Below are 26,319 nucleotides of genomic sequence, written 5' to 3'. Positions count from 1 at the left end.
GCGAGCGGCGCGGCAAAGCGCAATCGGCTTGGCCGCGCTGTCCCGGTGATTTGCCCGGTGATTTGCCCTGAAGGCGCGCTAATACAGCCCGCCGGTTCCCGGGCGCATGAACAGACCCGTATCAGGCTGCTGCCCCTGCGACGGCTGAGGCGCGCGGCCGTCGGCGTCGGCAACGCTGGGGGAATACCCCTCAGGCGGCGCCGTCCCGGGCTTGAACGCCTCCAGAATGGTATTGCCACCGCCACCCGGACCGGCCCGCGTGCCGGTCTTGGAATCGACGCGTATCAGCTTGATGCCGGCCGGGATCTTGAACGGCGTCGCCGGCTTGTCGGCGAGCGCGAGCTTCATGAAATCGCGGGCGATCGGTGCCGCGGTATGACCCGCTTGCGCGTTCCGGCCGAGGGAGCGCGGCTTGTCGTAGCCCAGATAGAGACCGATCACGAGGTCCGGGGAAAAGCCGACGAACCAGAGGTCCTTGGCGTCGTTGGTGGTGCCGGTCTTGCCGGCGATTGGCTTGCCGACGTCGCGCATGACCATCGCGGTGCCGCGCTGAACCACGCCCTCCATCATCGAGGTGATCTGATAGGCCGTCATCGGATCGAGCACCTGTTCGCGGCGGTCGATCAATTGCGGCTCAGGCTGGTTCTTCCAGCCACCAGGCGCGTCGCAGCCGCGGCATTCGCGGGCATCGTGCTTGAAGATGGTGTGGCCGTAGCGATCCTGAATGCGGTCGATCAAGGTCGGCTTCACGCGGCGGCCGCCATTGGCGAACATCGAATAGGCCGTGACCATTCGCATCACGGTGGTTTCGCCGGCGCCGAGCGCATAAGAAAGGAAATTCGGCAGTTCGTCATAGACGCCGAAGCGCTTGGCATATTCGCCGATCAGCGGCATGCCGACATCCTGTGCAAGCCGCACCGTCACCGTGTTGAGCGAATGCGTCAGCGCGTTGCGCAGCGTGGTCGGGCCGTAATAGTGACCGGTCGAGAAATTTTCCGGACGCCAGACGCCGCCCCCCTGCCCCTGGTCGATCTCGATCGGCCCGTCGACCACGATGCTCGACGGCGTGTAGCCATTGTCCAGCGCCGAGGAATACACGATCGGCTTGAACGACGAACCGGGCTGCCGGTAGGCCTGGGTCGCCCGGTTGAACTGGCTCTGATCGAACGAGAAGCCGCCGACCATCGCAACCACGCGGCCGGTCCATGGATCCATCGCAACCATGGCGCCGGAGATCTCCGGCAGTTGCCGCAGGCGATACTGGCCTTCGACCGCGTTGCCGTCCTTGTTCACCAGCGGATCGGCATAGATGACGTCGCCGGGCTGCAGCACCTGCGAGACGGCCGTCGGCGTCTTGCCCTTGCTCCGCGCCCAACGCGCACCATCCATCGTGATGATGCCGGTCTGCCGTTCCTTGCTGACTGCGCCGCCGAGCTCACGGCCCGGCTGGAAGCCGATCCGGGCCGACTGGTCGCTGGTATCAAGCACAACAGCCAACCGCCACGGCGCGACGTCGGAGAGCGATTTGACGTCGGCGAGCTTGACACCCCAATCACCGGAAATGTCGAGCTTCTGCATCGCGCCGCGCCAGCCCTGCGCCTCGTCATAGTTGACGAGACCGGCCGCCATGGTCTTGCGCGCCATCACCTGGATTTTCGGATCGAGCGTGGTGCGGACCGACAGGCCGCCCTCATAGAGTTTCTTTTCGCCATAGCGTTCGAAGATGTCGCGACGGACTTCCTCGGCAAAATATTCGCCGGCGAATATGTGAGCACCGTTGCTGCGGCTGGTGACGACGAGGGGATCCTTGCGTGCCTTGTCGGCGTCGGCCTGCTTGATCCAGCCGTTTTCCAGGAGACGGTCGATCACATAGTTGCGCCGCTCGATCGCGCGGTCGCGGTTGCGCACCGGATGCAGCGCCGCGGGCGCCTTCGGCAGCGACGCGAGATAGGACGCCTCCGCGATCGTCAGCTCGTTGACCGACTTGTCGAAGTAGACCAGCGACGCGGCTGCGATTCCGTAGGCGCCGAGCCCGAGATAGATTTCGTTCAGATAAAGCTCGAGGATTCGGTCCTTGGAATAGGCGCGCTCGATGCGCATCGCGAGCAAGGCTTCCTTGATCTTGCGCGCGAACGAGACTTCGTTGGTCAACAGGAAGTTCTTCGCAACCTGCTGGGTGATCGTCGAGGCCCCCTGCGGACGGCGGTTGGAGCCGTAGTTCTGTGCATAGAGGATCGCGGCGCGTGCCATGCCGGAATAGTCGATGCCGCCGTGCTCGTAGAAGTTCTTGTCTTCGGCGGCGAGGAACGCGTTGATCACGAGCTTCGGCACCGCCTGGATCGGCAGATAGAGCCGCCGCTCCTTGGAGTATTCGCCGAGCAGCGCGCCGTCAGCGGCATGCACCCGCGTCATCACCGGCGGCTCATAATCCTGCAGCTGCGAATAGTCCGGCAGGTCCTTGGAGAAATGCCAGATCGCACCGGCGACGGCGGCGATGCCGACCAGGAACACGACGGTTCCGGCGGCGAACAAGAATCCCATGAACCGCACAAGCAGGCGCATTATCGAAGTTCCGTCCCTACCCGTCGGCGCTCGGTTCTCGGAAGCGCCGGTCCTAACGTGCGAAAGCGTCTCACGCGGCGAAGCCTGGGCGCAACAAACGATCGTTGCGCATGGCCAATATACAAGAGCCGTCAGACAATATGGTCGATTCTGACGGCTCTGCGGTCCGTTTTCTATACCGTCGCGGCTGTGGCCAAACTAGGGCTTCTGTTGCGCAACGGCCTTTTCACGCAGCTGATTTCATTTGGCCGGTCCGGCAGTTGCCAGCCGTTTGGCGAAAAACGCGTCGATCGCCTGGGCCATCGAGCCGACGGTCTTGTTCCGCCAACTCTCCGAGACCAGGTGCTCAAGATCATCCTTGTTGGAGACATAGCCCAGTTCGACCAGAACGGACGGAACATCGGGCGCCTTGAGCACCCGGAAACCCGCCGATTTGAGCGGATTTTTGTGCATCCTTGCCGTGGTCTTCATCTCGGTCATCAGGAGATGGGCAAAGCGGTTGGAGAAGGTCTTGGTTTCCCGCTGCGCGAGGTCGATCAGGATGTCGGCGACCTCGGTCGGCTCATCGGTCAGGTTCACGCCGCCGATGGAGTCGGCCTTGTTCTCGGCGTCAGCCAGCCGCTCGGCTTCGACGTCGGAGGCCTTGTCCGACAGGGTATAGATCGTGGCGCCCTGGGCATCGCCCTCGCGGCGCGGCAAGGCGTCGGCGTGGATCGACACGAACAGCGCGGCCGACTGGGTGCGCGCGACCTTGACGCGGTCATTGAGCGGAATGAACGTGTCGTCGGTCCGGGTCATGACGACCCGGTACTTGCCCGACTTCTCGATCCGGTCGCGCAAAGCGAGGCCGAATCCCAGGACCAGGGTCTTCTCCATCTCGCCACCGGACTGGGTGCCGTTGTCGATGCCGCCATGGCCAGGATCGATCACGATCAGCGGGCGCGCGTCCGGTATCGCGGCCGGCGTCAGCGCCGCCGTCGTGGCCGGAGGGACGACCGCGGCATTGGCATTGGCGTCGGAGATCGCGGGCTTGAGATCGGGCCGGTTCTCCGGGGCGAGCGACTGCACGAAGGTGGTGCGGTCGACCTCTTCGAACTCCAGCACCAGTCGCGGCGGCTGGCCGTTGGCGGCGTCGAGCACATAAGAATTGGCGATCTTCGCCGGCCCCGTGAGGTCGAACACGATTCGGGATCCGCCGGGCATTACCAGGCCGTAGCGGAATGCCTTCACCAGCCCCCGGCCGGCAGCGCCGGTGCCGGCCGCAAGCTGGAAGGTGACCTGCGGGACGTCGACCACCACCCGATAGGGGTCGGCCAGCGGAAAGGCGCGAAACTCGACTTTCCGGTCGAGGTCGAGGATGAAGCGGGTCTGCTTGCCGTCGCCGGCGAGTCGCGCGTCGGACGCGATTGGGAAGCTTGGGGTAGCCTCGACAGGAGCGGCTTTGGCGGCAGTAGCTTTGACCGGAGTAGCTTCGATGGCCTTCGGCCCCTCGGCGGCGCTCGGACCGGTCGGCTCGGCACACACCAATGCTGCGGCGCACAACAGCCCGCATCCCAGCAAAACAAGGTGATTTGCGCGGTTCGCCACCGACTCGGTGCCTCCCAAGCAGCGTCTTACCCGATTAAAACCACACGGTTAATCGTGCCTTAATGACGCCAGAGCGAAAAGGATCGAGTGTTGCCCTGCCGCGACGCTTCTCTTGCGCCTGACTGCCAATCCACGTATGTACGGAATGCTGACGGCTAGTACTCCCGGTTGTGTCGCGTTCAGCCTCCCGGTGCAGCGGTGGAACTTTCGGTCCCGAAAGGTCTAACGTGTTTTTCCGATCCCCTCCGCAGCCAGCGCAGCGCGCGGCTGACAAGGAGGGGCGGTTTCGAGCCCGAGCGGCGTCCGGTCCCAGGCACACTCTCGCCAGAGGGACGGTTTTGAGACACGGCACAACTGATTATCCGGCTCCTCACGGGGCCTCGATATGCGATGGCCGGCAGGCGCTTCGGCGCCGCGCTGGGCTTTCAGCAAAAGATACGGCGGTATTTCTCGCCGCCACCATGTTTAGACGGGCCGACGCTTAATGCGCCAGACTGTATTGCCGACCAGGATCCCCGAGACGATCGCGTTGACGCGAGGCGAAAGCTCCGCCCGTCGCATCGTAACGGTGGGCTCCCGATCGGCTCTGCGCCTCAAGACGCGTTTTGGCCTTCCCCTCACCCCCGAATCAGGTGGACCGTCGCGTCACCGGGCCGCGCAGCTTGCGCGCGCCATGCACCGCGCCCGCCGCCGTCAAGAGCCCCAAAATGCCCAACAAGATGTTGATCGATGCCACCCACCCGGAAGAAACCCGGGTCGTCGTAGTCCGTGGCAATCGCGTCGAAGAGTTTGATTTCGAGACTGCCCAGCGCAAACAACTGCGCGGCAATATATACCTCGCCAAGGTCACACGCGTAGAGCCGTCGCTGCAGGCCGCCTTCATCGAGTATGGCGGCAATCGTCACGGCTTCCTTGCCTTCAGCGAAATCCATCCCGACTACTACCAAATCCCGGTCGCCGACCGTCTGGCGCTGATCGAGGCCGACGAGCGCGCCCACCGCGAGGCCGAGGAAGAGCACGAGAACCGCGGCCACCACCGCCGCAAGTCGCGCCATCGCAACGCCCGCCGCCGCGGCCATGGCGATCGCGTGCAGAGCGAGGTGATCGAAGGCGCCGCTGTCGATCCGCAGGCGCCGCAGCCCCACGACGGGCACGAACATCCCGTCGATGCCGAACATCATGAGCACGACGTGGTTGCCCACGAAGGTCATGAGCACGAGGCACACGACCACGGCCATGACGATCACGGCCATGATCATCATGATCACGACCATCACGACCATGACCATCATCACGACCACGATCATCACCACGCGCATGAGCACGACCACGCCCCCACGGTGAGCGAGGCGCTGGCTGGTGACGCGCAGCCCGATCCCGTCGCTGCCGTGGTCGAGGCATCCGCTGCGTCAGCGGTGCCGGACACCGTCGTCGAAAACAATCATGAGCCTGAGCGGGCGCATGAGGAGCAGGCCGAGGAAAACGCGGCCCACGCTGACGACGCGCCCCATGGTGACGAGATTCATGCGACCGGCGACGACCACGTCGCAGCCGAGCATGGCGGCGACGCTGCCGCATCCCAGGGCGAGCATGCCGACGAAGCCAACGACGATGAGGACGACGACGAAGACGGCGAGGAAGAGGAAGTCGTCGAGTCCGTCGGCGGCGACGACGTGCTCGAGGAAGTTCCGGAACGCGCGTTCCGGCCGCGCCGCCAGTACAAGATCCAGGAAGTCATCAAGCGCCGCCAGGTGATGCTGGTCCAGGTCGTCAAGGAAGAACGTGGCAACAAGGGCGCCGCGCTCACCACCTATTTGTCGCTCGCCGGCCGCTACGCCGTGCTGATGCCCAACACCGCACGTGGCGGCGGAATCAGCCGCAAGATCACCTCGGCCCAGGACCGCTCGCGGCTGAAGGAAGTGGTCCAGGACCTCGACGTGCCCGAGGGCATGGGCATCATCCTGCGCACCGCCGGCGCTGCCCGCAGCAAGCCGGAGATCAAGCGCGACTTCGAATATCTGATCCGGATGTGGGAGACCGTGCGCGACCTGACGCTGAAGTCGCAGGCCCCAAGCCTCGTCTACGAGGAAGGCTCGCTGATCAAGCGCTCGCTGCGCGACCTCTACAACAAGGAGATCGACGAGATCCAGGTGGCGGGCGAACCCGGCTACCGCGAAGCGCGTGATTTCATGAAGATGCTGATGCCGGCGAATGTGCGCGCGGTGAAGCTGTACGGCGACGGCCAGCCGCTGTTCTCGCGCATGGGCGTCGAGAGCCAGTTGGATGCGATGTTCTCGCCGACCGTGCAGTTGCGCTCAGGCGGCTACATCGTCATCAACCAGACCGAGGCGCTGGTCTCGATCGACGTCAACTCGGGACGGGCGACGCGCGAGCACCACATCGAGGACACTGCGCTCAAGACCAATCTGGAGGCGGCAGAGGAAGTCGCGCGGCAGCTGCGCTTGCGCGACCTCGCCGGCTTGATCGTCATCGATTTCATCGACATGGACGAGAAGCGCAACAACCGTTCGGTCGAGCGCAAGATGTCCGATTGCCTGCGGCAAGACCGTGCACGGATCCAGGTCGGCCGGATCTCGCATTTCGGCCTGCTGGAGATGTCGCGCCAACGCATCCGCGCCAGCGTGCTGGAGAGTTCGACCGAGCCCTGCCCGCAATGCGGCGGTTCGGGTCACGTCCGCTCGGTCTCGTCGGTGGCGCTGCAGCTGTTGCGCGGCATCGAAGAAATCCTGATGAAGGGCGCAACCCACAATCTGGTGGTGCGCACCCGCACCGACGTCGCGCTCTATGTGCTCAACCACAAGCGTGGCCATCTGCGCGATCTCGAGAACGCCTTCAAGGTGTCGCTGGCGGTGGTCGCCGACGCCACGGTGAGCGCCCAGCAGTCCTACATCATCGATCGCGGCGAACAGGTGCATACGCTCGAAGCGGCCAAGGCGCTGCTGGTGGCGCAGGCCGCTGCAACGCCGGGGCAGCCTGAAGAGGCCGATGACGACGAGGAACCGTTTGAATACGAGGCCGAGGTCGAGGTCGAAACCGAAGAGACCGAGAGCCTTGCCGACGACCCGGCAGCCGGCGAGGAAGCCAGTGCCGAGGGCGAAGGTGATGGTCAGCGCCGCAACAAGCGGCGTCGCCGGCGGCGCGGTCGCGCCAGCGGCGAAACGCGCGAGGGCGGCCCGGCGCCGCGCGAGGACGCTGACGCCCTCATGCATGTGGCGCCTGAGGCCACTGAAGCGGTCGCGGCCGAGGATGCCGAAGGCGACGAGGAGGAAGGCGAGGAGCAACCGGGTTTTGCGCGCGGCGATCAGGGCGCCAATGGCGAGCGCCGCCCGCGCCGCCGTGGACGTCGTGGCGGCCGCCGCCGGCGTGGCACCGGTGGTCCGGAAGACGGTCTCGCGGGATCGATCGCCGACGAGCTGGGCCCGACGTCGGCACCGGAAGTCACTGACGCGGTCGCTGACTTCGATGGCCATTCGACCGAGCCCGCCCCATCGCTGGTCGAGCCCGAGCCGATTGCACCTCCGCCGGAGTTCCAGCCGACCGAGCCGGCACCTGCCGAGGCGTCCGTCGTACCCGACGAAAACCCGGCCGAGGCCGAGCGTGCCGCACGGCGACGTTCGACCGTGCGTGAAAAGGTCAGCTTCGCCTCGAGTCCGGCGCAGGAAGCTCAAGCGCCCGAGCTGGTCCAGAGCCCCGCGGAATCGTCGCACTCTGCCCCCGCTGCAGAGGCCGGACCGGCTGCCACCACCGAGGCTCCGACCCGCAAGGGATGGTGGTCGCGGCGCTTCGGCGGCGGCGACTAGAGCCTTTTCCGTTCCGATGGAATCGGAACGGGGCTCTAGATTCTTGTTTTGACGCGTTTTCTTCACGCGAACCGGTATCCACTTCGCTTGAAAACGCTCTAGTAGGACCCATCGCAAACGAAAACGCCCGGTTCAAACCGGGCGTTTTTTATTGGGACAGGCGCGCCGAACGTCAGCCGCCTTCGTTGAGCGAAGCCGCGTCGCGGGTCGCGATCTGGCGTAGCTGATCATAGAGATCCGGCGCCTCGCTCGTGCACAGGCAGACACCCGTGGCCGGCTCGTCGCCGGCGTTGAGGTAGGCGTGCCCCATCGTGCTGTCGAGATAGATGCCATCGCCCGCGTTCAGGATTTCTGGGGCATAGAATTCGGTGTGAACCGCGACCCGCCCGCTCGTCACCAGAAAATACTCCTCGCCGGCGTGGCGCAGCAGCGGGCCGAACTCCTCCAGCGAGCGGGCCCGCACCTCGGCCATGATCGGCACCATGCGTTTGCCGATCAGGTCGGTGCATTGATAGCTGTAGGTATAAAATTTGGTGGTGATCACCTGCCCCTGCCCGGCCCGGCTGATGCTGCGGCGGGCCGTAACGGGTCGATCCCGCCCGGGCCGGCCGGCCGCGGGATTGAATAGCTCGGCGATCTCCATCTGCAGGCCCGAGGTGAGTTGCAGCAGCTTGTCGTAGGTCAGCGACATCAGCCCATTCTCGACCTTCGACAAGGTCGACAACGCCATTCCGGTCCGCTCAGCAACCTGCTTCAGCGTCAGGCCCCGCACCTGGCGGGCGGCCTTCAGGCACTGGCCGAGCTGGGAGTTGGTCCCCTCGGGCGTGGTGATGTCGCTCATGTTCGATCTCCATCACGTATCAGCGGCCAGAAAAATTGTTGTTCGATCGGTCTAATTCTTCTGGGCTCCGGATCGTCGGTTGGAAGGCAGATGACGATCGTTCAAGCAGAATTCCTATCAAATATGCACAAAAATGGCCGTCCTGGCCAATATTGAAGCCTCGAGTTTAATTTCCGATGTGCTAAATAATTTTCACAAACGGAAAGGGATCACACTTGGCAGAACTCTGCGATTCGAGCGCCGTCGAGCTGACACGGCTGATGGCCAAGCGCGAAGTCTCGCCTGTCGAGCTGCTCGACGGCTGCCTGGCGCGCATCGCTGCAACGAACCCCGCGGTCAACGCCGTCGTGACCCTCGATGAGGCGGGTGCGCGCGCGGCCGCCAAGTCGGCCGCGGCCGCGATCCTCCGCGGTGACGATGTCGGTGCGCTGCACGGGCTTCCGCTGCTCATCAAGGATACCCAGGACACCGCCGGGCTGCGCACGACCTATGGCAGCCCGCTGTTCGCCAATCATGTTCCGGCCACCGACCAGGCCTCGGTCGCACGGCTGCGCGCGGCGGGCGCGATCATCATCGGCAAGACCAACACGCCGGAATGGGCGGCCGGCGGCAACACCCGCAATCCCGTGCACGGCGCCACCGGCAATCCGTTCGATCCGTTGCGTTCGGCCGCGGGCTCGTCGGGCGGCTCCGCCGTGGCGCTGGCATGCGGGATGTCCCCGCTCGCCTCCGGCTCCGACACCGGCGGCAGCCTGCGCAACCCCGCAGCGTATGCCGGCATCGTCGGCATGCGCCCCTCCTACGGCCTCGTGGCCAGCGAGCGGCGCGCGTTCGGCTGGTCCAATTTGTCGACCGACGGCCCGATGGCGCGCAATGTCGCCGACGTCGCGCTGATGCTGTCAGTGATGGCGAGCGACGATGTGCGCGACCCCCTCGCCTACACGCTGCCGGGTGAGCCCTTGCGCGGACGTCCCGAGCGCTGGAACACACCCCGCCCTTCGGAGCTCGCCAAGCTGCGCGTCACCTTCACCGAAGATTTCGACTTTGCGCCGACCGAGCGCGCGATCCGGCGCGTCTTCCGTCATCGCGTCGCGCAACTTGCGCCGATGGTTGCCGAATGCCGTGAGGCCACGCCGGATTGCTCCGGCGCCGACGACGCTTTTGCCGTGCTGCGCGCGGCGCTGTTCCTGGCGACGCATGGCAAGACCTACCAGGAACGCCCTAAAATGCTCGGCCCGAATGTACGGGCCAATATCGAAGAAGGCCTCGGCTACGATCTCCAGGACTATGCGCGTGCCGCAGCCACGCAGACGCGGATCTACCGTGCGTTTCAGGCCTTCTTCGAACGGTGCGATGTCCTGATCAGCCCGACGATCACGCTCAGTCCGCGTCCCTGGTCCGAACTCTACCCCACCGAGATCGACGGCGAACCCACGAAGTCCTATTTCCACTGGCTTGCGCTTGCCTATGGCGTAACGCTCGCGGGACACCCGGCCTTAAGTCTGCCGGTCGGAATCGACGAGGCCGGCATGCCGTTCGGCCTGCAGATTGTCGGTCCACGCGGCGGCGACGCCATCGTGCTGGCGGTCGCGGCCGCGCTCGAGGCCGCCTTCGCGGCTACTCCCGACCTGCGCCGCCCGGTCCCCGATCTCGCGCGGCTCGCCGCGGCGCCGCCGCTGTCGGCGGCACCAGGCTTCCTCGCATGGGACTAGACCGACACCAACGCTAGCTGCACCGCGGCGCGCGGTGCGTGATCGGAGATGATGATGCCTGCCCTGCCGAAGCGGAACACTGGTGTCGTCGGGTTCGTCCTGCTCTACCTCGCGTTCTGCATTTCCTACATCGACCGCGCGGCGATCTCGCTGGCACTGGCGCAGATCGGCAAGGACTTCGATCTGCAGGCCGCCGATCTCGGCATCGTCATCAGCGCGTTCTTCCTGGGCTACGCGGTGATGCAGGTCCCGGGCGGCTGGCTGTCCGATCGCTTCGGCTCGAAATACGTGGTCATCATCACGATCGCGATGTGGTCGCTGTTCACCGCCTTCACGAGCATCGCGTGGTCGCTCGGCTCGCTGCTGGCGATCCGTTTCATCTTCGGCATCGCCGAGGGCGGCTTTCCGCCGGCCAGCATCCGGGCTGTCGCCGAGCTGTTCAAGCGCGACAGCCGGCCGAAGATGTCGGCACTGCTGCTGTCATCGAACTATGCCGGCAGCATGATCGCACCGCTGATCATGGCGCCGCTCATCCTCTGGCTCGGCTGGCGCCATGCCTTCAACGCGATCGGCTTCGCCGGCATCCTGTTTGCGCTGGTCTATTTCGTCGTCGTGCCTCATATCGGCCGCGCTGCCGATACCGGTGTGACAAAGTCAACCGCCAGCCGCACGCCGATGCGCGAGCTGATGAAAAATCCGCTGCTCTGGCAGTTGATGGTGGTGTGGTTCGGCCTGAGCTGCGTCAACAAGGGGCTGGATTCCTGGATGCCGCTTTATTTGCTGCAGCAGCGCGGGCTCGATCTGAAGGCCGTCGGCATGCTGACGCCGATTCCATTCGTGCTGGCGACGATCGCGACCGCGATCGGCGGCTGGGTCATGACGACCTTCTTTGACGAGCGCGAGAAATACCTCCTGATCGGCAGCTCCGCCCTGACTGGCGTTTTCCTCTACGCGATGTACAAGTCGGAGACGATCACGGCGTTGATCGTGTACCAGTCGCTGGTCTACTTCTTCAAAAGCTTCGTGCTGGCCTCGGTGATAGCGCTTCCCACAAAACTGCTCCGGGACGACCAGATCGGATCGGGTGTCGGCATGGTCAATCTCGGCGGCCAGAGCGCGGGCTTCGTCGCCCCCGCTGTGATGGGTTTCATCGTGAGCGGCACGGGATCCTTTGACGCAGCCTTCGGCTTCCTCATCGTCATGACGGCGATGTCCGTCGTCGTCGCTTCAACCATCGGCACGACCCGGCCCCGGCTTGTGTCGAGCCCCGCCTGACGGAGAACAGGTATCAATGAAAAGTGCGATCGTTCTTGGCGGCGGCATGGTCGGCGTCAGTACGGCGCTGCATTTGCAGCGCCGCGGCTGGTCGGTCACGCTTGTCGACCGCAAAGAGCCCGGCCGGGAGACCAGCTACGGCAATGCCGGGATCATCCAGAGCGAGGCGGTCCGGCCCTATCCGATGCCGCGCGATCTCGCGACGCTTGCAAGGATCGCGATGGGCCGCACCAATGACGTGCGTTATCGGCTCGCCTCGCTGCCGCAACACGCCGGCCCGCTGCTGCGCTATTGGTGGCACTCCACGCCCGAGCGGCACCGCAAGGCCACCGTCGCCTGGGCGCGCCTGATCGCCCACGCCACGGCGGAGCACGACACGCTGATCCGCGAGGCCCACGCCGACAATCTGATCCGTCGCGCCGGCTTTCGCATCCTTCACCGCGATCCCGCAGCGCTGGAGCAAGCGATTGCTGCCGCGGAGGAGAACCAGCGCGACTATGGCGTGACGTTTCGCGTCCTTGATGGCACCGAGCTCGCCAGGGCCGAACCGATCCTGCGTGACGACCTGCCCGGCGCCATCCACTGGCTCGAACCCTGGACCGTGTCGGATCCCGGTGGGCTCGTCTCGGCCTATGCCGGCCTGTTCGAGCGCCTCGGCGGCACGCTCTCGCGCGGCGACGCGCAGACGCTGACGGAGACCTCATCCGGCTGGTCGCTCGATACCGCCGCAGGCCGCATCGACGCCGCCAACGTGGTGGTCGCGCTCGGGCCCTGGTCGCCCCAATTGCTGCGTAAGTTCGGCTACCGGATTCCGCTGGTGCGCAAGCGTGGCTACCACATGCATTATCAGGGCGGCCGCTCGCTCGATCTGCCGTTGGTCGACACCGCGATGGGCTATGCGATGGCGCCGATGGCCAAGGGAATCCGCATCACCACCGGTGCGGAACTAACCAGCCCCGACGCTCCCGCGACGCCGATTCAACTCGGCCATGCAGAAGCCGCCGCGCGAGGCCTGCTCGAGATCGGGACCAGGGTCGAACCCGAGCCGTGGTTCGGCACGCGCCCCTGCACGCCCGACATGCTGCCGGTGCTCGGGCCTGCGCCACGCCATCGCGGGCTATGGACCAATTTCGGCCATGGCCATCAAGGCTTCACGCTCGGCCCCGCCACAGCGCGGCTGCTCGCCGAAATGATGAACGGCGAGGCGCCCTCCGTGGACGCCTCGCCGTATCGGCCGGATCGGTTCTGACCCCGGACGCGATTAATCGGTCGTGACGGCGGTCTCCATGTCGGTCGGATCGATCTGCCGCGCGAGATTGGCGTTGAGCTTGTCGCGATCGAGCTCGCCCTCCCACCAGGCGACGATCACGCAGGCGACGCCGTTGCCGCAGAGATTGGTCAGCGCGCGGCATTCGCTCATGAACTTGTCGATGCCGAGCACGATCGCCATCCCGGGCACCAGCCGCGGATCGACCACTGCAAGCGTCGCCGCCAGCGTGATGAAGCCCGCGCCGGTGATGCCCGATGCGCCCTTCGAGGTCAGCATCGCCACGACCAGGATCGTGAGCTGCTGGCTGAAGGAGAGATCGAAGTTGAGCGCCTGGGCGATGAACAGCGTCGCCAGCGTCATATAGATGTTGGTGCCGTCCAGGTTGAACGAATAGCCGGTGGGCACCACGAGGCCGACCACCGATTTCGAGCAGCCGAGCCGTTCGAGCTTCTCCATCAGGGATGGCAGCGCGCTCTCGGAGGACGAGGTGCCGAGCACGATCAGCAATTCGTCCTTGATATAAGCCAGGAACTTGAAGATCGAGAACCCCGCGATCCGCGCGATGATGCCCAGCACCACGAGCACGAACAGCGCCGCGGTCAGGTAGAACGTCGCGATCAGGCCCACCAGATTGAGGATCGCGCCAGTGCCGAACTTGCCGATCGTGTAGGCCATCGCGCCGAAGGCGCCAATCGGCGCCGCGCGCATCACGATGGAGATCACGCCGAACACCGCATGCGCGGCATCGTCGATGAAGTTTCGGATGGTGTGGCCGCGCTCGCCGAGGCCCATGATGGCAAAGCCGAACAGCACCGAGAACAGCAGCACCTGCAGGATCTCGCCCTGCGCGAACGCGCCGACCACGGTATCCGGAATAATGTGCAGGAAGAAGTCGACGCTCTTTTGCGCCTCGGCCTGCTTGGCGTAGCCGGCGACCGCCTGGGCGTTCGCCGCGGCGCCACCGAAGCCGGCGCCGGGACGGAGCACATTGCCGACGACGAGCCCGATCACCAGCGCAAAGGTCGAGACGATCTCGAAATAGACCAGCGCCTTGATGCCGATGCGGCCGACCTTCTTGGCATCCTGGATGTGCGCGATGCCGGAGACGACGGTGCAGAATATGATCGGCGCGATCACCATCTTGATCAGCTTGATGAAGCCGTCGCCGAGCGCCTTGATCCAGTCGTTGGTCGCAAGCTGAGGCCATATCGCCCCCACGATTGCGCCGAGCACGATCGCGATCAGAACCTGGACATAGAGAATCTTATACCACGGCTTGGTGCCGGCAGTCGCCGGCGCGCCCGTGGCAACGTTTGTCGTTGCCATATGTCGTTCCCCCCTCAGAGACGGCAGTGCCAGCCAAGAACAACTTGGCCGGTCGAGTCAAATGGAACCGGTCGCGCCTTGCGGTCTTATCCGCGGCGATCTGCCACGCGCCGCGCGGCCGGCACCAGTGCAGCCCCCAACGCATTCTTGACCAATGTCGCGGCAATGAACGGCACGATGCCGACCAGCCATGCCTTCTCAACGCCGAGCCCGGCGCCGAAGGCGAGCCAGCAGAAGCCCGTGGCGAGGATGACGACATGGCCGATCGCCATCGCCGCAAACAGCCAGATCACGCTCTGATCCCAGCCCCGCTCGCTCAGCAAGCCGGTCACGAACGCCGCTGCAACGAATCCGAACAGGTATCCGGCGGTCGGGCCGAGCAGCGGCACGAGGCCGCCGACAGGGCCGGCAAAGACCGGCATCCCGATCGCGCCCTCGGCGAGATACGCAACCATCGTCGCGCTCCCCAGGCGCCATCCATAGGTCGCACCGATCATCAGCACGACCAGCGTCTGCAGCGTCATCGGCACGTAGGGCAGCGGCAGATTGACCTTCGCCGACAGGGCGAGCAGCGCAGTGCCCAGCAGCACCAGCACGACCGCGCGTGCGATCCCGGACCCATCTCCGGCCTGCGCAGGCCACAGCACCGACGCGAGTGGGAAATGCCGCGCGACGGCGGGCTGCGAAACCGATTTGACTGACAAGGGGGAAACTCCGGGATGGCTCTTGAAGATTGCGGGCTATTTAAGCCAATGCGCGATCCGCGCAACCGCTTCCTGCATCTCGGCTGCCGAGCGCGCATAGGAAAAGCGGATGAAGGCACGGCCGTGGATCGGATCGAAATCGACGCCCGGGGTCGCCGCGACATGCGTCTTCTCGAGCATCTGGCTGGCGAACGCGAAGCTGTCGGCGGTGAAATCGGATACGTCGGCGTAGAGATAGAATGCGCCATCCGCCGGCAGGAATTTTGTCAGGCCCGCCTTCGGCAAGCCCTCGATCAGGATGCGGCGGTTCTCCCGATAGCCGCGCTTGATCGCTTCCATCTCGTCACGGCCGTCGAATGCGGCTTCAGCCGCGATCTGCGACAGCGTCGGCACCGAGATCGAGAGATTCTGCTGCAGCCGCTCGATCGGCCGCACCAGCACGTCCGGCACCACCATCCAGCCGACGCGCCAGCCGGTCATGCAGAAGTATTTCGAGAACGAGTTGATCACGAGCGCCTGCGGCGACAGCTCGGCCGCGGTCACTGCCGGGAATGCGTAGTCGAGCCCGTGATAGATTTCGTCGGAGATGAAGCGGATACCGGCGCCGTCGGCGGCGGCCATCAGGCTCGACAGTGCCTCGCGCGACATCATCGTGCCGGTCGGGTTGGCTGGGCTGCCGACCAGCACGCCCTTCAGCGGCGCCTTGCGATGGGCCGCGAGCAGCGCCTCGCCGGTCAGCGCATGGCGCGTCTCATGTGAGGTTTCGATCAGCACCGGTTCGCAGCCGAGCGCGGTCAGGATGTGCCGGTAAGGCGGATAGCCGGGAACGGTGACCGCCACCCGGTCACCCGGCTCGAACATCGCCAGGAACGCCAGGATGAAGCCGCCCGACGAGCCCGTGGTCACGATGATCCTGTCAGGCTCCACCGCGCAGCCATACGTGTCGCGGTAATGACGGGCGATGCGCGCGCGCAGGGTCGGAATTCCGAGCGCTGACGTATAGTCGATCCGCCCGTCCTGCAGTGCGGCCTGGGCAGCCGCGATCGCCGGTTTCGGTGCCGACGCGGCAGGCTGACCGACCTCCATGTGGATGACGCGGCCGCCGGTGGCCTCGATTCGAGCCGCTGCGGCCATCACGTCCATCACCATGAACGGCGGAACGTTGCTCCGCGTGGATGCCGTCAACAGGCTGGCTACACGGTCTCTCACTGTCGCATCGAGCATGGATATCTGCTATTTGGGCGGCCGCAGCCGAATTGGGGTTCCCGCACCGGTTACCGCCCAAGACTGGCCGTATTCGGTAGCTTCTTATAGCGTTTTCAGACTGAGTGAATACCGGTTCGCGTGACAAAAGACCGCAAAAACAACAGACGGAGCCGCGCTTCTGATCTAATCAGGGCCGGAATCGGGTTTTGCCTTTTCGCGGGCCCGCCACTGCCAGTAGATCGCCCCATGCTGTTCCGCCCTCCGCTTCGCACCGGGACGTTCAAACTGACCGCACTCGTCACGGCGGTTGCACTTGCGCTCGGCCCCATAGCCACCGCACAGGCACAACAGGGCAAGGGCCCCCCGGTGCTGCGCGATACCGAGTCCGAGCAGCTGCTGCGCGAATACACCCGCCCGGTCCTGCGCGCGGCGGGCCTGGAGAAGCAGAACATCCAGATCGTGATCATCAACGAGAGCGCGTTCAACGCGTTTGTCGCCGACGGTCGCCGCATCTTCGTGAACTATGGCGCGCTGCTGCAGTCGGAAACGCCGAACCAGATCATCGGCGTGCTGGCGCACGAGACCGGCCATCTGGCCGGCGGCCACCTCGCCAAGCTGCACGAGCAGCTGGCGCAGGCGCAGACCCAGATGATCATCGCCATGCTGCTCGGTGCCGGCGCGATCGCCGCAGGGGCGCGCAGTGGCGCCGGAAATGGTCTCTCCAGTGCAGGCGCCGCCGCGATCTCGGCCCCGCAATCCGTGATCATGCGCTCGCTATTGTCCTACCAGCGCCAGCAGGAAGAAAACGCCGATCGCGCCGGCGTCAAGTTCCTGACCGCCACCGGCCAGTCGCCCAAAGGCATGTACGACACGTTCAAGCGTTTCACCGACGAGAGCCTGTTCGCGGCCCATGGCGCCGATCCGTACCTGCAGTCGCACCCGATGCCGATCGATCGTGTCCAGGCGCTGGAAGTGTTCGCGCACGCCAGCCCTTATTGGGACAAGAAGGACGATCCCGCGCTGCAGCTCCGCCACGACATGATGCGCGCCAAGATCTCCGGATTCATGGAACGGCAGGATACGGTCTACCGCCGCTATCCGCTCACCAACACCAGCATGCCGGCGCGCTATGCGCGGGCCATCACGACCTATCTGCACGGCGATTTGCGCTCGGCGATCGCGCAGATCGACGGCCTGATCCAAGTGCAGCCCAACAATCCCTACTTTTATGAATTGCGCGGCCAGGCCCTGCTCGAGGGCGGCCGGCCCGTAGAGGCGATCGCGCCGCTGCGCAGGGCCGTACAACTCTCGAACAGCGCGCCTCTGATCGAGATGCTGCTCGGCCAGGCGCTCGTCGCCTCCGACAACAAGGCCTACACCGACGAGGCCATCAACATCCTGCGCGCCGCGATCGCGCGCGAGTCCGAGGCGCCGATTGGCTTTACCCAGCTCGCGATGGCCTATGGCCGCAAGGGCGACTATGCGCAGGCCGATCTGGCATCAGCACAGGCCGCCTATCTCCGCGGCGACAACAAGACCGCCCGCGACCTTGCGTCGCGCGCCAAGACCCGGTTTGCGATCGGCCCCCCCGGTTGGGTCAAGGCTGACGACATTGTGAGCGCCAAGCCTATGCCGGGCGAGAAAAACAACTAGAAATAAACCTCAGTTCCATACAACGATCATCGAAACCGGCTCGCCGCCCTGCCGTATTTAGAGTTCCGCCGAACAAGGATTATCCCTATGCGAACGCTCCGCCTTCTTGCCCCTGCCCTGGTCGCGCTCGCCCTTTGCGGTGCGCCGCTGACGGCGTCCGCCCAGAGCTTCTCGGACACCCAGCGCGGCGACATCGAGACCATCGTGCGCAACTATTTGGTCGCGCACCCCGAGGTGCTCGAGGAGGCGATGAACGAGCTGAGCAAGCACCAGGCCGCGGCTGAAGCCGACAAGCACGAGCAGAGCGTCGCCAAGAATGCCGACACCATCTTCAACTCGCCGCGCGGCGTGACGCTCGGCAACAAGGACGGCGACGTCACCTTCGTCGAGTTCTTCGATTACAATTGCGGCTACTGCAAGCGTGCGATGAGCGACATGCTCGATCTGATGAAGTCGGATCCGAAGCTGAAGGTCGTGCTGAAGGAATTCCCGGTGCTGAGCCAGGGCTCGGTCGAGGCCGCGCAGGTCGCCGTCGCCGTCCGCATGCAGGACCCGACCGGCAAGAAGTATCTCGAGTTTCACCAGAAGCTGCTGGGCGGCCGCGGCGCCGCCGACAAGGCGCGCGCGCTTGCGGTTGCCAAGGACATCGGTCTCGACGTGGCGAAGCTCGAAAAGGACATGGCAAGCCCGGAAGCGAAGGCGACCATCGAAGAGAACTTCCGCCTCGCCGAAGCCATGGGCATGAACGGCACGCCGAGCTACGTGATCGGCAAGCAGGTCGTGATCGGCGCGGTCGGTGCCGACAGTCTCAAGGAGAAGATCGGCGTCGCCCGCTGCGGCAAGGCGACCTGCTGATCGACGCTACGACGCGATTTCGTTCCCTGCAAAATCCGGCTGCTGCGCAGCCGGATTTTTTGTTGGCCCGAACGCAGAACAATCTCACGCGCAAGCGCGATTGAGCACGCGCGCGTTCATCGCGCATTCACGAAACAAACCGCGGGGAACCGGATATCGCGAGGAACATCGCACATGCTGCCCCGTTGTCGGCGCGGGCAATGCTAATGAATGAGGAGAAATATGATGTCTAACCGTTTTCTGATTTCGGTCGCTGCTGCGGCCCTGATCGCTGGCACAGGCTTCGCCAATGCACAGGGCGCGGCTAAGGATTCACCGGCAACCGGCGGCGGCGCGGCGATGGAGCACAGTGCACCGTCCGGCGGCGCAGCTTCGGGTACGATGGAGCGCGAGCCCGGCGGCAAGAAGGGCGCCGAGTCGACCAAGAGCAGTCCCTCGGGCATGAAGGCCGAATCCAACGACAAGGCCGGTGCCGCCACCAAGGGCGCGCAGGACAACACCCAGAAGTCGAAGAGCATGAGCTCTGACGAAGGCGCGCGCGACAAGACCGCTCCGAAGGACCTGAAGGCCGAGGGCCGCGACAAGAACGGCAACATGAATGCCGAGAAGAGCGGCACCACCTCGCCGACCAACCAGAACGCGCAGACCAAGGCCCCGACCGACACCAACCGCGCGCAGACCACCGGCAACGCGGCGACCTCGGCAAAAGCGGCTCCGCCGGCGGAGAAACGCACCCAGATCTCGACCGCGATCCGGTCGGAGAAGGTGACCGAGGTCACCAACGTGAACTTCAATGTGTCGATGGGCACGCGGGTGCCGGCTGATGTTCACTTCTATCCGGTGCCGGAACGGGTCGTGACGATCTATCCGGAATGGCGCGGCTATGACTTCATCCTGGTCGGCGGGCGTTACGTGATCGTGCAGCCCGAGACGCATGAGATCGTCTACATCATCGAGGACTAGTCTCGACCTCGAGGCGAAGGGGCATGAGGCCCCTTCCCGGTTACCAACCCCGCCCCCTCCTGGGGCGGGGTTTTGCCATCAATCCATGCCGCCCGTGGGCCGCCCGGACCGGCCGGATGGCGCCTACCACAGAATGTGGTTAATCAGCATTTTCCGAAGGTTACGGCAGCTATCTGACAGCCCAGACGAGGCTGTTGAAGACTGGCCCAAACCACCTAAAGGCTTCCCCTGCGGCCGGTTGTTACCTATAACCCGGCCCACTTCACCCTTCGTCGGAACCCTTGGCCGGAACCTGGAATGGCTGCTGCCGGAACGATCTATGTGCTGAACGGCCCGAACCTCAATCTGTTGGGGACTCGCGAGCCCGAGACCTACGGCCACGCCAATCTCGCCGATGTCGAGAAACTGTGCGCGGACACCGCCAGGCAGTTCGGGCTCGCCGCCGATTGCCGGCAGTCCAACCGCGAGGGTGAATTGATCGATTTCATCCATGAGGCCCATGCCAAGAAGGCGGTCGGCATCATCATCAACGCCGGCGGCTATTCCCACACCTCGATCGCGCTGCACGACGCGCTGGTGGCGGTGAAAATCCCCGCCGTCGAGGTCCACGTCAGCAACATCCACGCCCGCGAGAGCTTCCGGCATCACTCGTTCACTGCTAAAGCCGCGTTCGCGTCGCTTTGCGGCTTTGGCATCGACGGCTACCGGCTCGCGATCATGGGCCTCGCCTCCAGGATCGGTGCCAAGATCGATGCCAAGGCAAAGACTTAATCGCCAATCCTGACGTTCCCCGTCACCAGAGATAGATTCCGGATCAAGATCATGGCGCGCCAGCCAGACGACAAATCAGCCGCAAAATCCAAGAGCGAGTCCAAGAGCGAGTCGAAGAGCGACGACAGCGCCCTCATTCGCGAGCTTGCGCTGCTGCTCGCCGAAACCAATTTGACGGAAATCGAGATCGAGCGCGCCGGCCTGCGCGTGCGCGTCGCGCGCAATATCAGCATCGCCGCCTCCGTACCGGCAGCCGCTGTGCAGGCGGTCGCCATGCCCGCTGTTGCGGCGCCCCCGGCGGCTGCGGCCGATCTTGCCAAACATCCGGGCGTCGTTCCCTCGCCGATGGTCGGCACCGCCTATTGGTCGCCGGAACCGGGCGCCAAGCCGTTCATCGAAGTCGGCTCGAAAGTGACGGCCGGCCAGACGCTCCTGATCATCGAGGCGATGAAGACGATGAACCAGATTCCGTCGCCGCGCGCCGGCACGGTGACGCAGATCCTCATCGAGGACGGCCAGCCGGTCGAATTCGGCGAGCCGCTCGTAATCATTGAGTAGAAATCGTCAACGTCAGGCGCTGCGATGTTCGACAAGATCCTGATAGCCAATCGCGGCGAGATCGCGCTTCGCGTGCTGCGCGCCTGCAAGGAGCTCGGCATCTCCACCGTCGCGGTGCACTCCACCGCCGACGCCGACGCCATGCATGTGCGGCTCGCCGATGAGAGCGTGTGCATCGGCCCGCCGCCCTCGAAGGATTCCTATCTCAACGTGCCCGCACTGCTTGCGGCATGCGAGATCACCGGAGCGGATGCCGTGCATCCCGGCTACGGCTTCCTGTCCGAGAACGCGCGCTTCGCCGAGATCCTCGCCGATCACAATCTGCACTTCATTGGCCCGAAGGCCGAGCACATCCGCCTGATGGGCGACAAGATCGAGGCCAAGAAGACCGCAAAGCGGCTCGGCATTCCCGTCGTCCCCGGTTCTGACGGCGGCGTCGGACCTGACGACGACGCGATGGCGATCGCAAAGGCGATCGGATTCCCGGTGCTGGTCAAGGCGGCCGCCGGCGGCGGTGGCCGCGGCATGAAGGTCGCGCAGACCGAGGCTGACCTGGCGCTGGCGCTGTCGACCGCGGCCAACGAAGCCAGGTCGGCGTTCGGCGACGCCTCGGTCTATTTGGAGAAATACCTGCAGAAGCCGCGCCACATCGAAATCCAGATTCTCGGCGACGGCCGCGGCGGCGCCATCCATCTCGGCGAACGCGACTGCTCGCTGCAGCGCCGCCACCAGAAGGTCTGGGAGGAAGGCCCCTCGCCCGTGCTCGCCGCCGCCGCGCGCGCCAGGATCGGCGAGACCTGCGCCAAGGCGATGCGGGACATGAAGTATCTCGGCGTCGGCACCATCGAATTCCTCTACGAGGACGGCGAGTTCTACTTCATCGAAATGAACACCCGCATCCAGGTCGAGCATCCCGTCACCGAGAGCATCACCGATATCGACCTCGTGCTGGAGCAGATCCGGATCGCCGCCGGCGGCGAGCTGCCGGCGCGGCAGGACGAGATCGCAATCATCGGTCACGCGATCGAATGCCGCATCAATGCGGAGAATCCGCAGACCTTCCGTCCCTCACCCGGACGGATCACGCAATACCATCCGCCGGGCGGTCTCGGCGTTCGGATCGATTCGGCCGTCTACCAGAACTACGTGATCCCGCCCTATTACGATTCGCTCGTCGGCAAGCTGATCGTACACGGCAAGACCCGCGGCGAATGCCTGATGCGGCTGCGCCGGGCGCTGGACGAAATGGTGGTCGAGGGGATCGAGACGACGCTGCCGCTGTTCCGCGCGCTGGTCCGCGAGCCCGACATCATCGAAGGCGACTACCACATCCATTGGCTGGAGCAGTACCTCGCCGGCCAGCCCGACGACATCAAGAAATAAATCGCGGTCCCCTGGAACCCGCAACCCCGCTCAGGCGTATGCTAGGGTTGATGACTTTCCGCGGGGACGCATTGAACTCCATTGATTTGACGAGACGGTCGTGACGCCAGTTTCACGACGGCGCACGGCGTTGCAAATCCTGCTGCTGTCGGCGGGGTTTCTGGTGCTGATCGCAGTCAGCGTTGCATCAGTCCTGCTGGTCAACAAGGCGCGCGACGACAATGCCTGGGTCGTCCATACCGTCGAGGTCGAGAGCCAGATCGCGAACCTGCTCGTCGAGGTCCGCCGCGCCGAGAGTGCGACCAGAGCCTATCTGCTGACATCGGCACCGCAATATTTGACCGAATATCAGACCGCGACGGCGGGTATTCCGGTCGCCCTCGACCATCTTTCGAATCTGACCACCGACAATCCGGCGCAGGTCGCCAACAGCGCCAAACTCAGAACGGCGATCGAGCAACGGCTGGCCGAATTCGCCCTCGGCATTGACCGCGTCAAGAACAACGACGCGGCCACCAGCGTGGCCATCCTGCGCAACAACACATCGACCGACGCGCTGGAGGCCATCGCGAAGATCGGCCGCGACATGCGCGCCGAGGAAGACCGCCTGTTTGCGCTGCGCACGGCGACCGCTGACAGGACCCAGGTTTTTGCGTCCTCGGTCACCATCGCGGGCTCCTGCATGGTACTGGCGCTGGCCGGCTTCTCGATCGTGCTGCTGCGGCGATCCTCGCAGGCCCGCGACGAGGCCGAAGCCAGGCTGCTCGACAACAATCTCAACCTCGAAGCGACCGTCGACGAGCGGACCGCCGATTTGCGCGAGGCCAATGAGGAGATCCAGCGCTTCGCCTATATCGTCAGCCACGATCTGCGGTCGCCGCTGGTCAACATCATGGGCTTCACCAGCGAACTGGAGGAACTGCGCGGCGACATCTTCAAGCGCATCGCCACGCTCAATCGCTCGGCCTCGATGGCGCTGGCAATGCCCGATGACGCCACCGATACCGCGGAGCCCGAGCTCGAAGGCTCCGACAAGCAGCTATCGGATGATTTCACCGAATCGCTCGCCTTCATCAAATCATCGATCGCCAAGATGGACCGGCTGATCACCGCGATTCTCAATCTCACCCGCGAAGGCCGCCGCGAGTTCAAACCGGAGCGCGTCGACGTCCGCGAGTTGATCGAGAGCATCGTCAAGACCGTGGCCCATCAGGCCGCCGAGAGCAGCGCCACGATCCAGCTCGGTGCGCTGCCGAACATGGTCAGCGACCGCCTCGCGCTGGAGCAGATTTTCTCCAATCTGATCGACAACGCGCTGAAATACCTCAAGGACGGCGTTCCCGGCGCCGTTACGATCGGGGGCCGCACCAAGCTCGGCTTTGCGATCTACGAGGTCAAGGACAACGGCCGCGGCATCGATGCGAAGGACCATCAGCGCATTTTCGACCTGTTCCGCCGCGCGGGAACCCAGGACAAGCCCGGACAGGGCATCGGCCTCGCCCATGTCCGCGCACTTGTGCGCAGACTGGGCGGCACCATGTCCGTAGCATCGGAACTTCACAACGGCAGCACGTTCACGATAACACTGCCGGTCAATTGGACAGGCAAGAACCGGGATAGAGACTCATGAGCGATCCAGTCACCATCATCATGATCGAGGACGATGAGGGCCATGCTCGCCTGATTGAGCGGAATATCCGGCGATCGGGTGTCAACAATGAGATCGTTCCATTCACCAACGGTACAGAGGCCATCAAGTACCTGTTCGGTACGGATGGCACCGGCGCCGACCGCAAGGGCCAGGCCCTGCTCATCCTGCTCGATCTCAATCTGCCTGACACGTCCGGCATCGATATTCTGAAGCGGGTCAAGGAGAACAAGTACCTGAAGGCGACGCCGGTGGTGGTGCTGACCACGACGGACGACTCCCAGGAGATCAAGCGCTGCTACGAACTCGGTTGTAACGTCTACATTACCAAGCCGGTGAACTACGAAAGCTTTGCCAACGCAATACGCCAGCTCGGCCTGTTCTTCTCCGTCATTCAGGTTCCGCCAGCCGCCATATGACCAGCGCAACGCCGACACTGCTCTATATCGAGGACGACGCGGGGCTCGCCCGCCTGGTCGACCGCGGGCTGACGCGCGCGGGCTTCAAGGTCGTGCATGCCGCAAGCGGCCAGGACGGCCTTGCGCGTCTCGCCCAGGGCGGCATCGACGTCATCGCGCTCGACCAGTACATGCCGGGCCTCGACGGGCTGGAGACGCTGGAGCAGATCCTGAAGATAGCGGACGCGCCGCCGGTGGTGTTCGTCACGGCGTCGCAGGATTCCGCGATCGCCGTGACCGCGCTCAAGGCCGGTGCGGCGGACTACCTGGTCAAGGATGTCAGGGGCGAGTTCATCCCCCTGCTCCAGGTCGCGGTCAACGGCGCGATCCGGCGGGCGGAGATCCAGAAGGCGCGCGACGAGGCGGAGGCCGAGGTGCACGCCTCGCGCGACCGCTACGCGGCGCTGGCCGCGGAACGCGAGGTGCTGCTGCGCGAGGTCAACCACCGCGTCGGCAACTCGCTGCAGATCATCGCGTCGCTGCTGCATCTGCAAGCCAACTCCGCGACCGAGGCCGATGTGAAGGCGGCCCTGACCAACGCCATGGGCCGCGTCGCCGCGGTCGCGCAGGTGCATCGCCGCCTCTACACCTCGCAGGATTTCAAGACGGTGATGCTCAACCAGTATCTCGGGGCGCTGCTCGAGGATCTCAGGCGATCGGCAGAAGGCAACAGGATGTCACGGCTGACCCTGAAGGCCAAGGCGATCGAGATCGACCCCGACCGTGCGGTTGCGATCGGGATCATCGTCAACGAACTGGTGATGAACGCGGTGAAATACGCCTATCCCGACGGCGCCGGCCCGATCCATGTCGAGCTGAAGCCCGAAGGCAATGACATCCTGCTGGCGATCAGCGATGACGGCGTCGGATTGGGCGACACGGTCGATCCGCGCGGCACCGGAATGGGCCAGCGCATCGTGACCGCGATGGCCGTCAAGCTCGACGCCACCGTCGAGCGCGACCCCGGCCACACCGGCACAAGGATGCTGGTGCGCTTCCGCCTTGTCGCCGCGGCACCACAGGGCAGCGTGGCGGCGAAATAACCCGCCTCCCTCCGATGTTTGCTCAATCGTGATGGGACCGGTGCCGCCGGGTCCGGTGCGGGCCGCAATCCCGACACGGCGCACCGAACACCACCTGCGACGGATAGGGCCGCGCCGAGCGCCACGGCGTCACCCCGAACAGGCCCGCCGCGCCGAAGCCGGCGCTGAAGGGATCGGCGGCGAAATTGCCGGGGAAATAGCCGTTGGTTGGAAAATCGCGATCGTCGTCCCTGCCATCGAAAGACCAGCCGCTGGTGTTTCCGTAACGCAACGGGCGCTCCTGCGCCGACGACGCATTCACCGAGAGCACGATGGCGATGCCGGCGAGCAGGATCTTCGCTGCGGTCATGGTTGCGATCCTCATGGCCGGATGGTTCCCCAGTCGCCCTTCCAGGCGATCAAATGTCCTCTGCCGAATTGCAGATAGAGCGCGTCGCTGCGGTTCGACAATATGCTGCCCCTGACATTGGGCAGCGCGACAAACAGCTCGTCGCCGGGGCGGCCGCGGACGTACTTCAAGGGCACCCCGAGCACCTGCGTGGCCTGGTCGGCCGTCATGCCGAACGCCAGCGGAATGCTGTTGGGCGCCAGCTGCTGCTGCGCGCGGCTCGCCCCCGACGGAATGCCCAGCGCGATGACGAGGCCTGCGACCACACCTGCCGTGAACCGTTGCATGACCGACC

General features: G+C 64.8%; 21 protein-coding genes. 13 read left to right on the top strand and 8 right to left on the bottom strand.

The window, feature by feature from the left end; translation table 11 throughout:
* Positions 1-78: 78 nt before the first annotated feature.
* Both UP09_RS29625 and UP09_RS29620 read right to left on the bottom strand, forming a co-directional pair.
* Positions 79-2,562, bottom strand: coding sequence for a penicillin-binding protein 1A (locus UP09_RS29625; protein WP_044541899.1), 2,484 nt, complete (start codon positions 2,560-2,562; stop codon positions 79-81).
* Positions 2,563-2,802: 240 nt separating this feature from the next.
* Positions 2,803-4,149, bottom strand: a complete 1,347-nt coding sequence (locus tag UP09_RS29620; RefSeq protein ID WP_044542637.1) for an N-acetylmuramoyl-L-alanine amidase — start codon at positions 4,147-4,149, stop codon at positions 2,803-2,805.
* A 707-nt stretch (positions 4,150-4,856) separates the two neighbouring features.
* Here UP09_RS29620 and UP09_RS29615 point away from each other — a divergent pair.
* Positions 4,857-7,970 carry an Rne/Rng family ribonuclease gene (locus UP09_RS29615; protein ID WP_044542636.1) on the top strand — a complete coding sequence of 1,038 codons (3,114 nt, stop codon included), beginning with the start codon at positions 4,857-4,859 and terminating at the stop codon, positions 7,968-7,970.
* Between the two features lie 172 nt (positions 7,971-8,142).
* On the opposite strand, the gene UP09_RS29610 is transcribed toward UP09_RS29615, so the two are convergent.
* Positions 8,143-8,811, bottom strand: coding sequence for a helix-turn-helix domain-containing protein (locus UP09_RS29610; protein ID WP_044541898.1), 669 nt, complete (start codon positions 8,809-8,811; stop codon positions 8,143-8,145).
* 215 nt (positions 8,812-9,026) lie between these two features.
* On the opposite strand from UP09_RS29610, the gene UP09_RS29605 reads away from it, so the two are divergent.
* From UP09_RS29605 to UP09_RS29595, 3 genes are read left to right on the top strand one after another with little or no spacing between them, the layout of a single operon-like run.
* On the top strand, positions 9,027-10,523 hold the full coding sequence (locus UP09_RS29605) for an amidase (RefSeq protein WP_156164838.1): 1,497 nt from the start codon (positions 9,027-9,029) through the stop codon (positions 10,521-10,523).
* A gap of 54 nt (positions 10,524-10,577) precedes the next feature.
* Positions 10,578-11,798: an MFS transporter gene (locus UP09_RS29600; protein WP_082070394.1), complete on the top strand. Its 1,221-nt coding sequence runs from the start codon at positions 10,578-10,580 to the stop codon at positions 11,796-11,798.
* 16 nt (positions 11,799-11,814) lie between these two features.
* On the top strand, positions 11,815-13,047 hold the full coding sequence (locus UP09_RS29595; RefSeq protein WP_044541897.1) for an NAD(P)/FAD-dependent oxidoreductase: 1,233 nt from the start codon (positions 11,815-11,817) through the stop codon (positions 13,045-13,047).
* Positions 13,048-13,059: 12 nt separating this feature from the next.
* On the opposite strand, the gene UP09_RS29590 is transcribed toward UP09_RS29595, so the two are convergent.
* The 3 genes from UP09_RS29590 to UP09_RS29580 form a co-directional block, all read right to left on the bottom strand.
* Positions 13,060-14,394 carry a dicarboxylate/amino acid:cation symporter gene (locus UP09_RS29590; protein ID WP_044541896.1) on the bottom strand — a complete coding sequence of 445 codons (1,335 nt, stop codon included), beginning with the start codon at positions 14,392-14,394 and terminating at the stop codon, positions 13,060-13,062.
* Positions 14,395-14,480: 86 nt separating this feature from the next.
* Positions 14,481-15,041, bottom strand: coding sequence for a biotin transporter BioY (locus tag UP09_RS29585; protein ID WP_245302323.1), 561 nt, complete (start codon positions 15,039-15,041; stop codon positions 14,481-14,483).
* A 93-nt stretch (positions 15,042-15,134) separates the two neighbouring features.
* Positions 15,135-16,322, bottom strand: a complete 1,188-nt coding sequence (locus UP09_RS29580) for a pyridoxal phosphate-dependent aminotransferase (protein WP_044541895.1) — start codon at positions 16,320-16,322, stop codon at positions 15,135-15,137.
* Positions 16,323-16,550: 228 nt separating this feature from the next.
* On the opposite strand from UP09_RS29580, the gene UP09_RS29575 reads away from it, so the two are divergent.
* From UP09_RS29575 to UP09_RS29535, 9 genes are all read left to right on the top strand, one after another.
* Complete coding sequence (locus tag UP09_RS29575) at positions 16,551-17,957, top strand: M48 family metalloprotease (protein ID WP_044541894.1); 1,407 nt, start codon at positions 16,551-16,553, stop codon at positions 17,955-17,957.
* An 87-nt stretch (positions 17,958-18,044) separates the two neighbouring features.
* The gene (locus UP09_RS29570; RefSeq protein WP_044541893.1) at positions 18,045-18,812 is read left to right on the top strand and encodes a DsbA family protein; all 768 of its coding nucleotides are present in this window, start codon (positions 18,045-18,047) and stop codon (positions 18,810-18,812) included.
* Between the two features lie 225 nt (positions 18,813-19,037).
* Positions 19,038-19,775, top strand: a complete 738-nt coding sequence (locus UP09_RS29565) for a DUF1236 domain-containing protein (protein WP_044542632.1) — start codon at positions 19,038-19,040, stop codon at positions 19,773-19,775.
* Positions 19,776-20,072: 297 nt separating this feature from the next.
* A complete protein-coding gene (gene aroQ, locus UP09_RS29560) occupies positions 20,073-20,546 on the top strand; it encodes a type II 3-dehydroquinate dehydratase (protein ID WP_044541892.1) in 474 nt (157 codons plus the stop codon).
* A 51-nt stretch (positions 20,547-20,597) separates the two neighbouring features.
* Positions 20,598-21,104 carry an acetyl-CoA carboxylase biotin carboxyl carrier protein gene (gene accB / locus UP09_RS29555; protein ID WP_044541891.1) on the top strand — a complete coding sequence of 169 codons (507 nt, stop codon included), beginning with the start codon at positions 20,598-20,600 and terminating at the stop codon, positions 21,102-21,104.
* Between the two features lie 24 nt (positions 21,105-21,128).
* Positions 21,129-22,487 (top strand): acetyl-CoA carboxylase biotin carboxylase subunit, encoded by a 1,359-nt coding sequence (gene accC / locus UP09_RS29550; RefSeq protein WP_044541890.1) that lies wholly within the window; start codon positions 21,129-21,131, stop codon positions 22,485-22,487.
* Positions 22,488-22,587: 100 nt separating this feature from the next.
* Positions 22,588-24,117 (top strand): sensor histidine kinase, encoded by a 1,530-nt coding sequence (locus UP09_RS29545; RefSeq protein ID WP_044541889.1) that lies wholly within the window; start codon positions 22,588-22,590, stop codon positions 24,115-24,117.
* A complete protein-coding gene (locus UP09_RS29540) occupies positions 24,114-24,554 on the top strand; it encodes a response regulator (RefSeq protein ID WP_044541888.1) in 441 nt (146 codons plus the stop codon). Before UP09_RS29545 ends, UP09_RS29540 begins: the two co-directional genes overlap by 4 nt.
* Positions 24,551-25,636 (top strand): sensor histidine kinase, encoded by a 1,086-nt coding sequence (locus UP09_RS29535; protein ID WP_044541887.1) that lies wholly within the window; start codon positions 24,551-24,553, stop codon positions 25,634-25,636. The genes UP09_RS29540 and UP09_RS29535 overlap by 4 nt, the downstream gene beginning before the upstream one ends.
* A 22-nt stretch (positions 25,637-25,658) precedes the next feature.
* Here the strand turns inward: UP09_RS29535 and UP09_RS29530 are convergent, their stop codons facing one another.
* Both UP09_RS29530 and UP09_RS29525 read right to left on the bottom strand, forming a co-directional pair.
* Positions 25,659-25,985 (bottom strand): BA14K family protein, encoded by a 327-nt coding sequence (locus tag UP09_RS29530; RefSeq protein ID WP_245302266.1) that lies wholly within the window; start codon positions 25,983-25,985, stop codon positions 25,659-25,661.
* Positions 25,986-25,996: 11 nt separating this feature from the next.
* Positions 25,997-26,311 carry a hypothetical protein gene (locus UP09_RS29525; protein WP_044541885.1) on the bottom strand — a complete coding sequence of 105 codons (315 nt, stop codon included), beginning with the start codon at positions 26,309-26,311 and terminating at the stop codon, positions 25,997-25,999.
* Positions 26,312-26,319 lie beyond the last annotated feature (8 nt).

The sequence above is a fragment of the Bradyrhizobium sp. LTSP885 genome (assembly GCF_000938305.1).
Taxonomy (GTDB): domain Bacteria; phylum Pseudomonadota; class Alphaproteobacteria; order Rhizobiales; family Xanthobacteraceae; genus Bradyrhizobium.
Note: the sequence above shows the minus strand (reverse complement) of the source record. Positions and strands in the feature narration are given on the sequence as shown.

What these genes read in the sequence shown, in the direction of transcription:
- UP09_RS29625 (WP_044541899.1), bottom strand. Translation starts at nt 2,562, where the DNA reads ATGCGCCTGCTTGTGCGGTTCATGGGATTCTTGTTCGCCGCCGGAACC.
- UP09_RS29615 (WP_044542636.1), top strand. Translation starts at nt 4,857, where the DNA reads ATGCCCAACAAGATGTTGATCGATGCCACCCACCCGGAAGAAACCCGG.
- UP09_RS29610 (WP_044541898.1), bottom strand. Translation starts at nt 8,811, where the DNA reads ATGAGCGACATCACCACGCCCGAGGGGACCAACTCCCAGCTCGGCCAG.
- UP09_RS29600 (WP_082070394.1), top strand. Translation starts at nt 10,578, where the DNA reads ATGCCTGCCCTGCCGAAGCGGAACACTGGTGTCGTCGGGTTCGTCCTG.
- UP09_RS29595 (WP_044541897.1), top strand. Translation starts at nt 11,815, where the DNA reads ATGAAAAGTGCGATCGTTCTTGGCGGCGGCATGGTCGGCGTCAGTACG.
- UP09_RS29590 (WP_044541896.1), bottom strand. Translation starts at nt 14,394, where the DNA reads ATGGCAACGACAAACGTTGCCACGGGCGCGCCGGCGACTGCCGGCACC.
- UP09_RS29580 (WP_044541895.1), bottom strand. Translation starts at nt 16,322, where the DNA reads ATGCTCGATGCGACAGTGAGAGACCGTGTAGCCAGCCTGTTGACGGCA.
- UP09_RS29575 (WP_044541894.1), top strand. Translation starts at nt 16,551, where the DNA reads ATGCTGTTCCGCCCTCCGCTTCGCACCGGGACGTTCAAACTGACCGCA.
- UP09_RS29570 (WP_044541893.1), top strand. Translation starts at nt 18,045, where the DNA reads ATGCGAACGCTCCGCCTTCTTGCCCCTGCCCTGGTCGCGCTCGCCCTT.
- UP09_RS29565 (WP_044542632.1), top strand. Translation starts at nt 19,038, where the DNA reads ATGTCTAACCGTTTTCTGATTTCGGTCGCTGCTGCGGCCCTGATCGCT.
- aroQ (WP_044541892.1), top strand. Translation starts at nt 20,073, where the DNA reads ATGGCTGCTGCCGGAACGATCTATGTGCTGAACGGCCCGAACCTCAAT.
- accB (WP_044541891.1), top strand. Translation starts at nt 20,598, where the DNA reads ATGGCGCGCCAGCCAGACGACAAATCAGCCGCAAAATCCAAGAGCGAG.
- accC (WP_044541890.1), top strand. Translation starts at nt 21,129, where the DNA reads ATGTTCGACAAGATCCTGATAGCCAATCGCGGCGAGATCGCGCTTCGC.
- UP09_RS29540 (WP_044541888.1), top strand. Translation starts at nt 24,114, where the DNA reads ATGAGCGATCCAGTCACCATCATCATGATCGAGGACGATGAGGGCCAT.
- UP09_RS29535 (WP_044541887.1), top strand. Translation starts at nt 24,551, where the DNA reads ATGACCAGCGCAACGCCGACACTGCTCTATATCGAGGACGACGCGGGG.
- UP09_RS29530 (WP_245302266.1), bottom strand. Translation starts at nt 25,985, where the DNA reads ATGACCGCAGCGAAGATCCTGCTCGCCGGCATCGCCATCGTGCTCTCG.
- UP09_RS29525 (WP_044541885.1), bottom strand. Translation starts at nt 26,311, where the DNA reads ATGCAACGGTTCACGGCAGGTGTGGTCGCAGGCCTCGTCATCGCGCTG.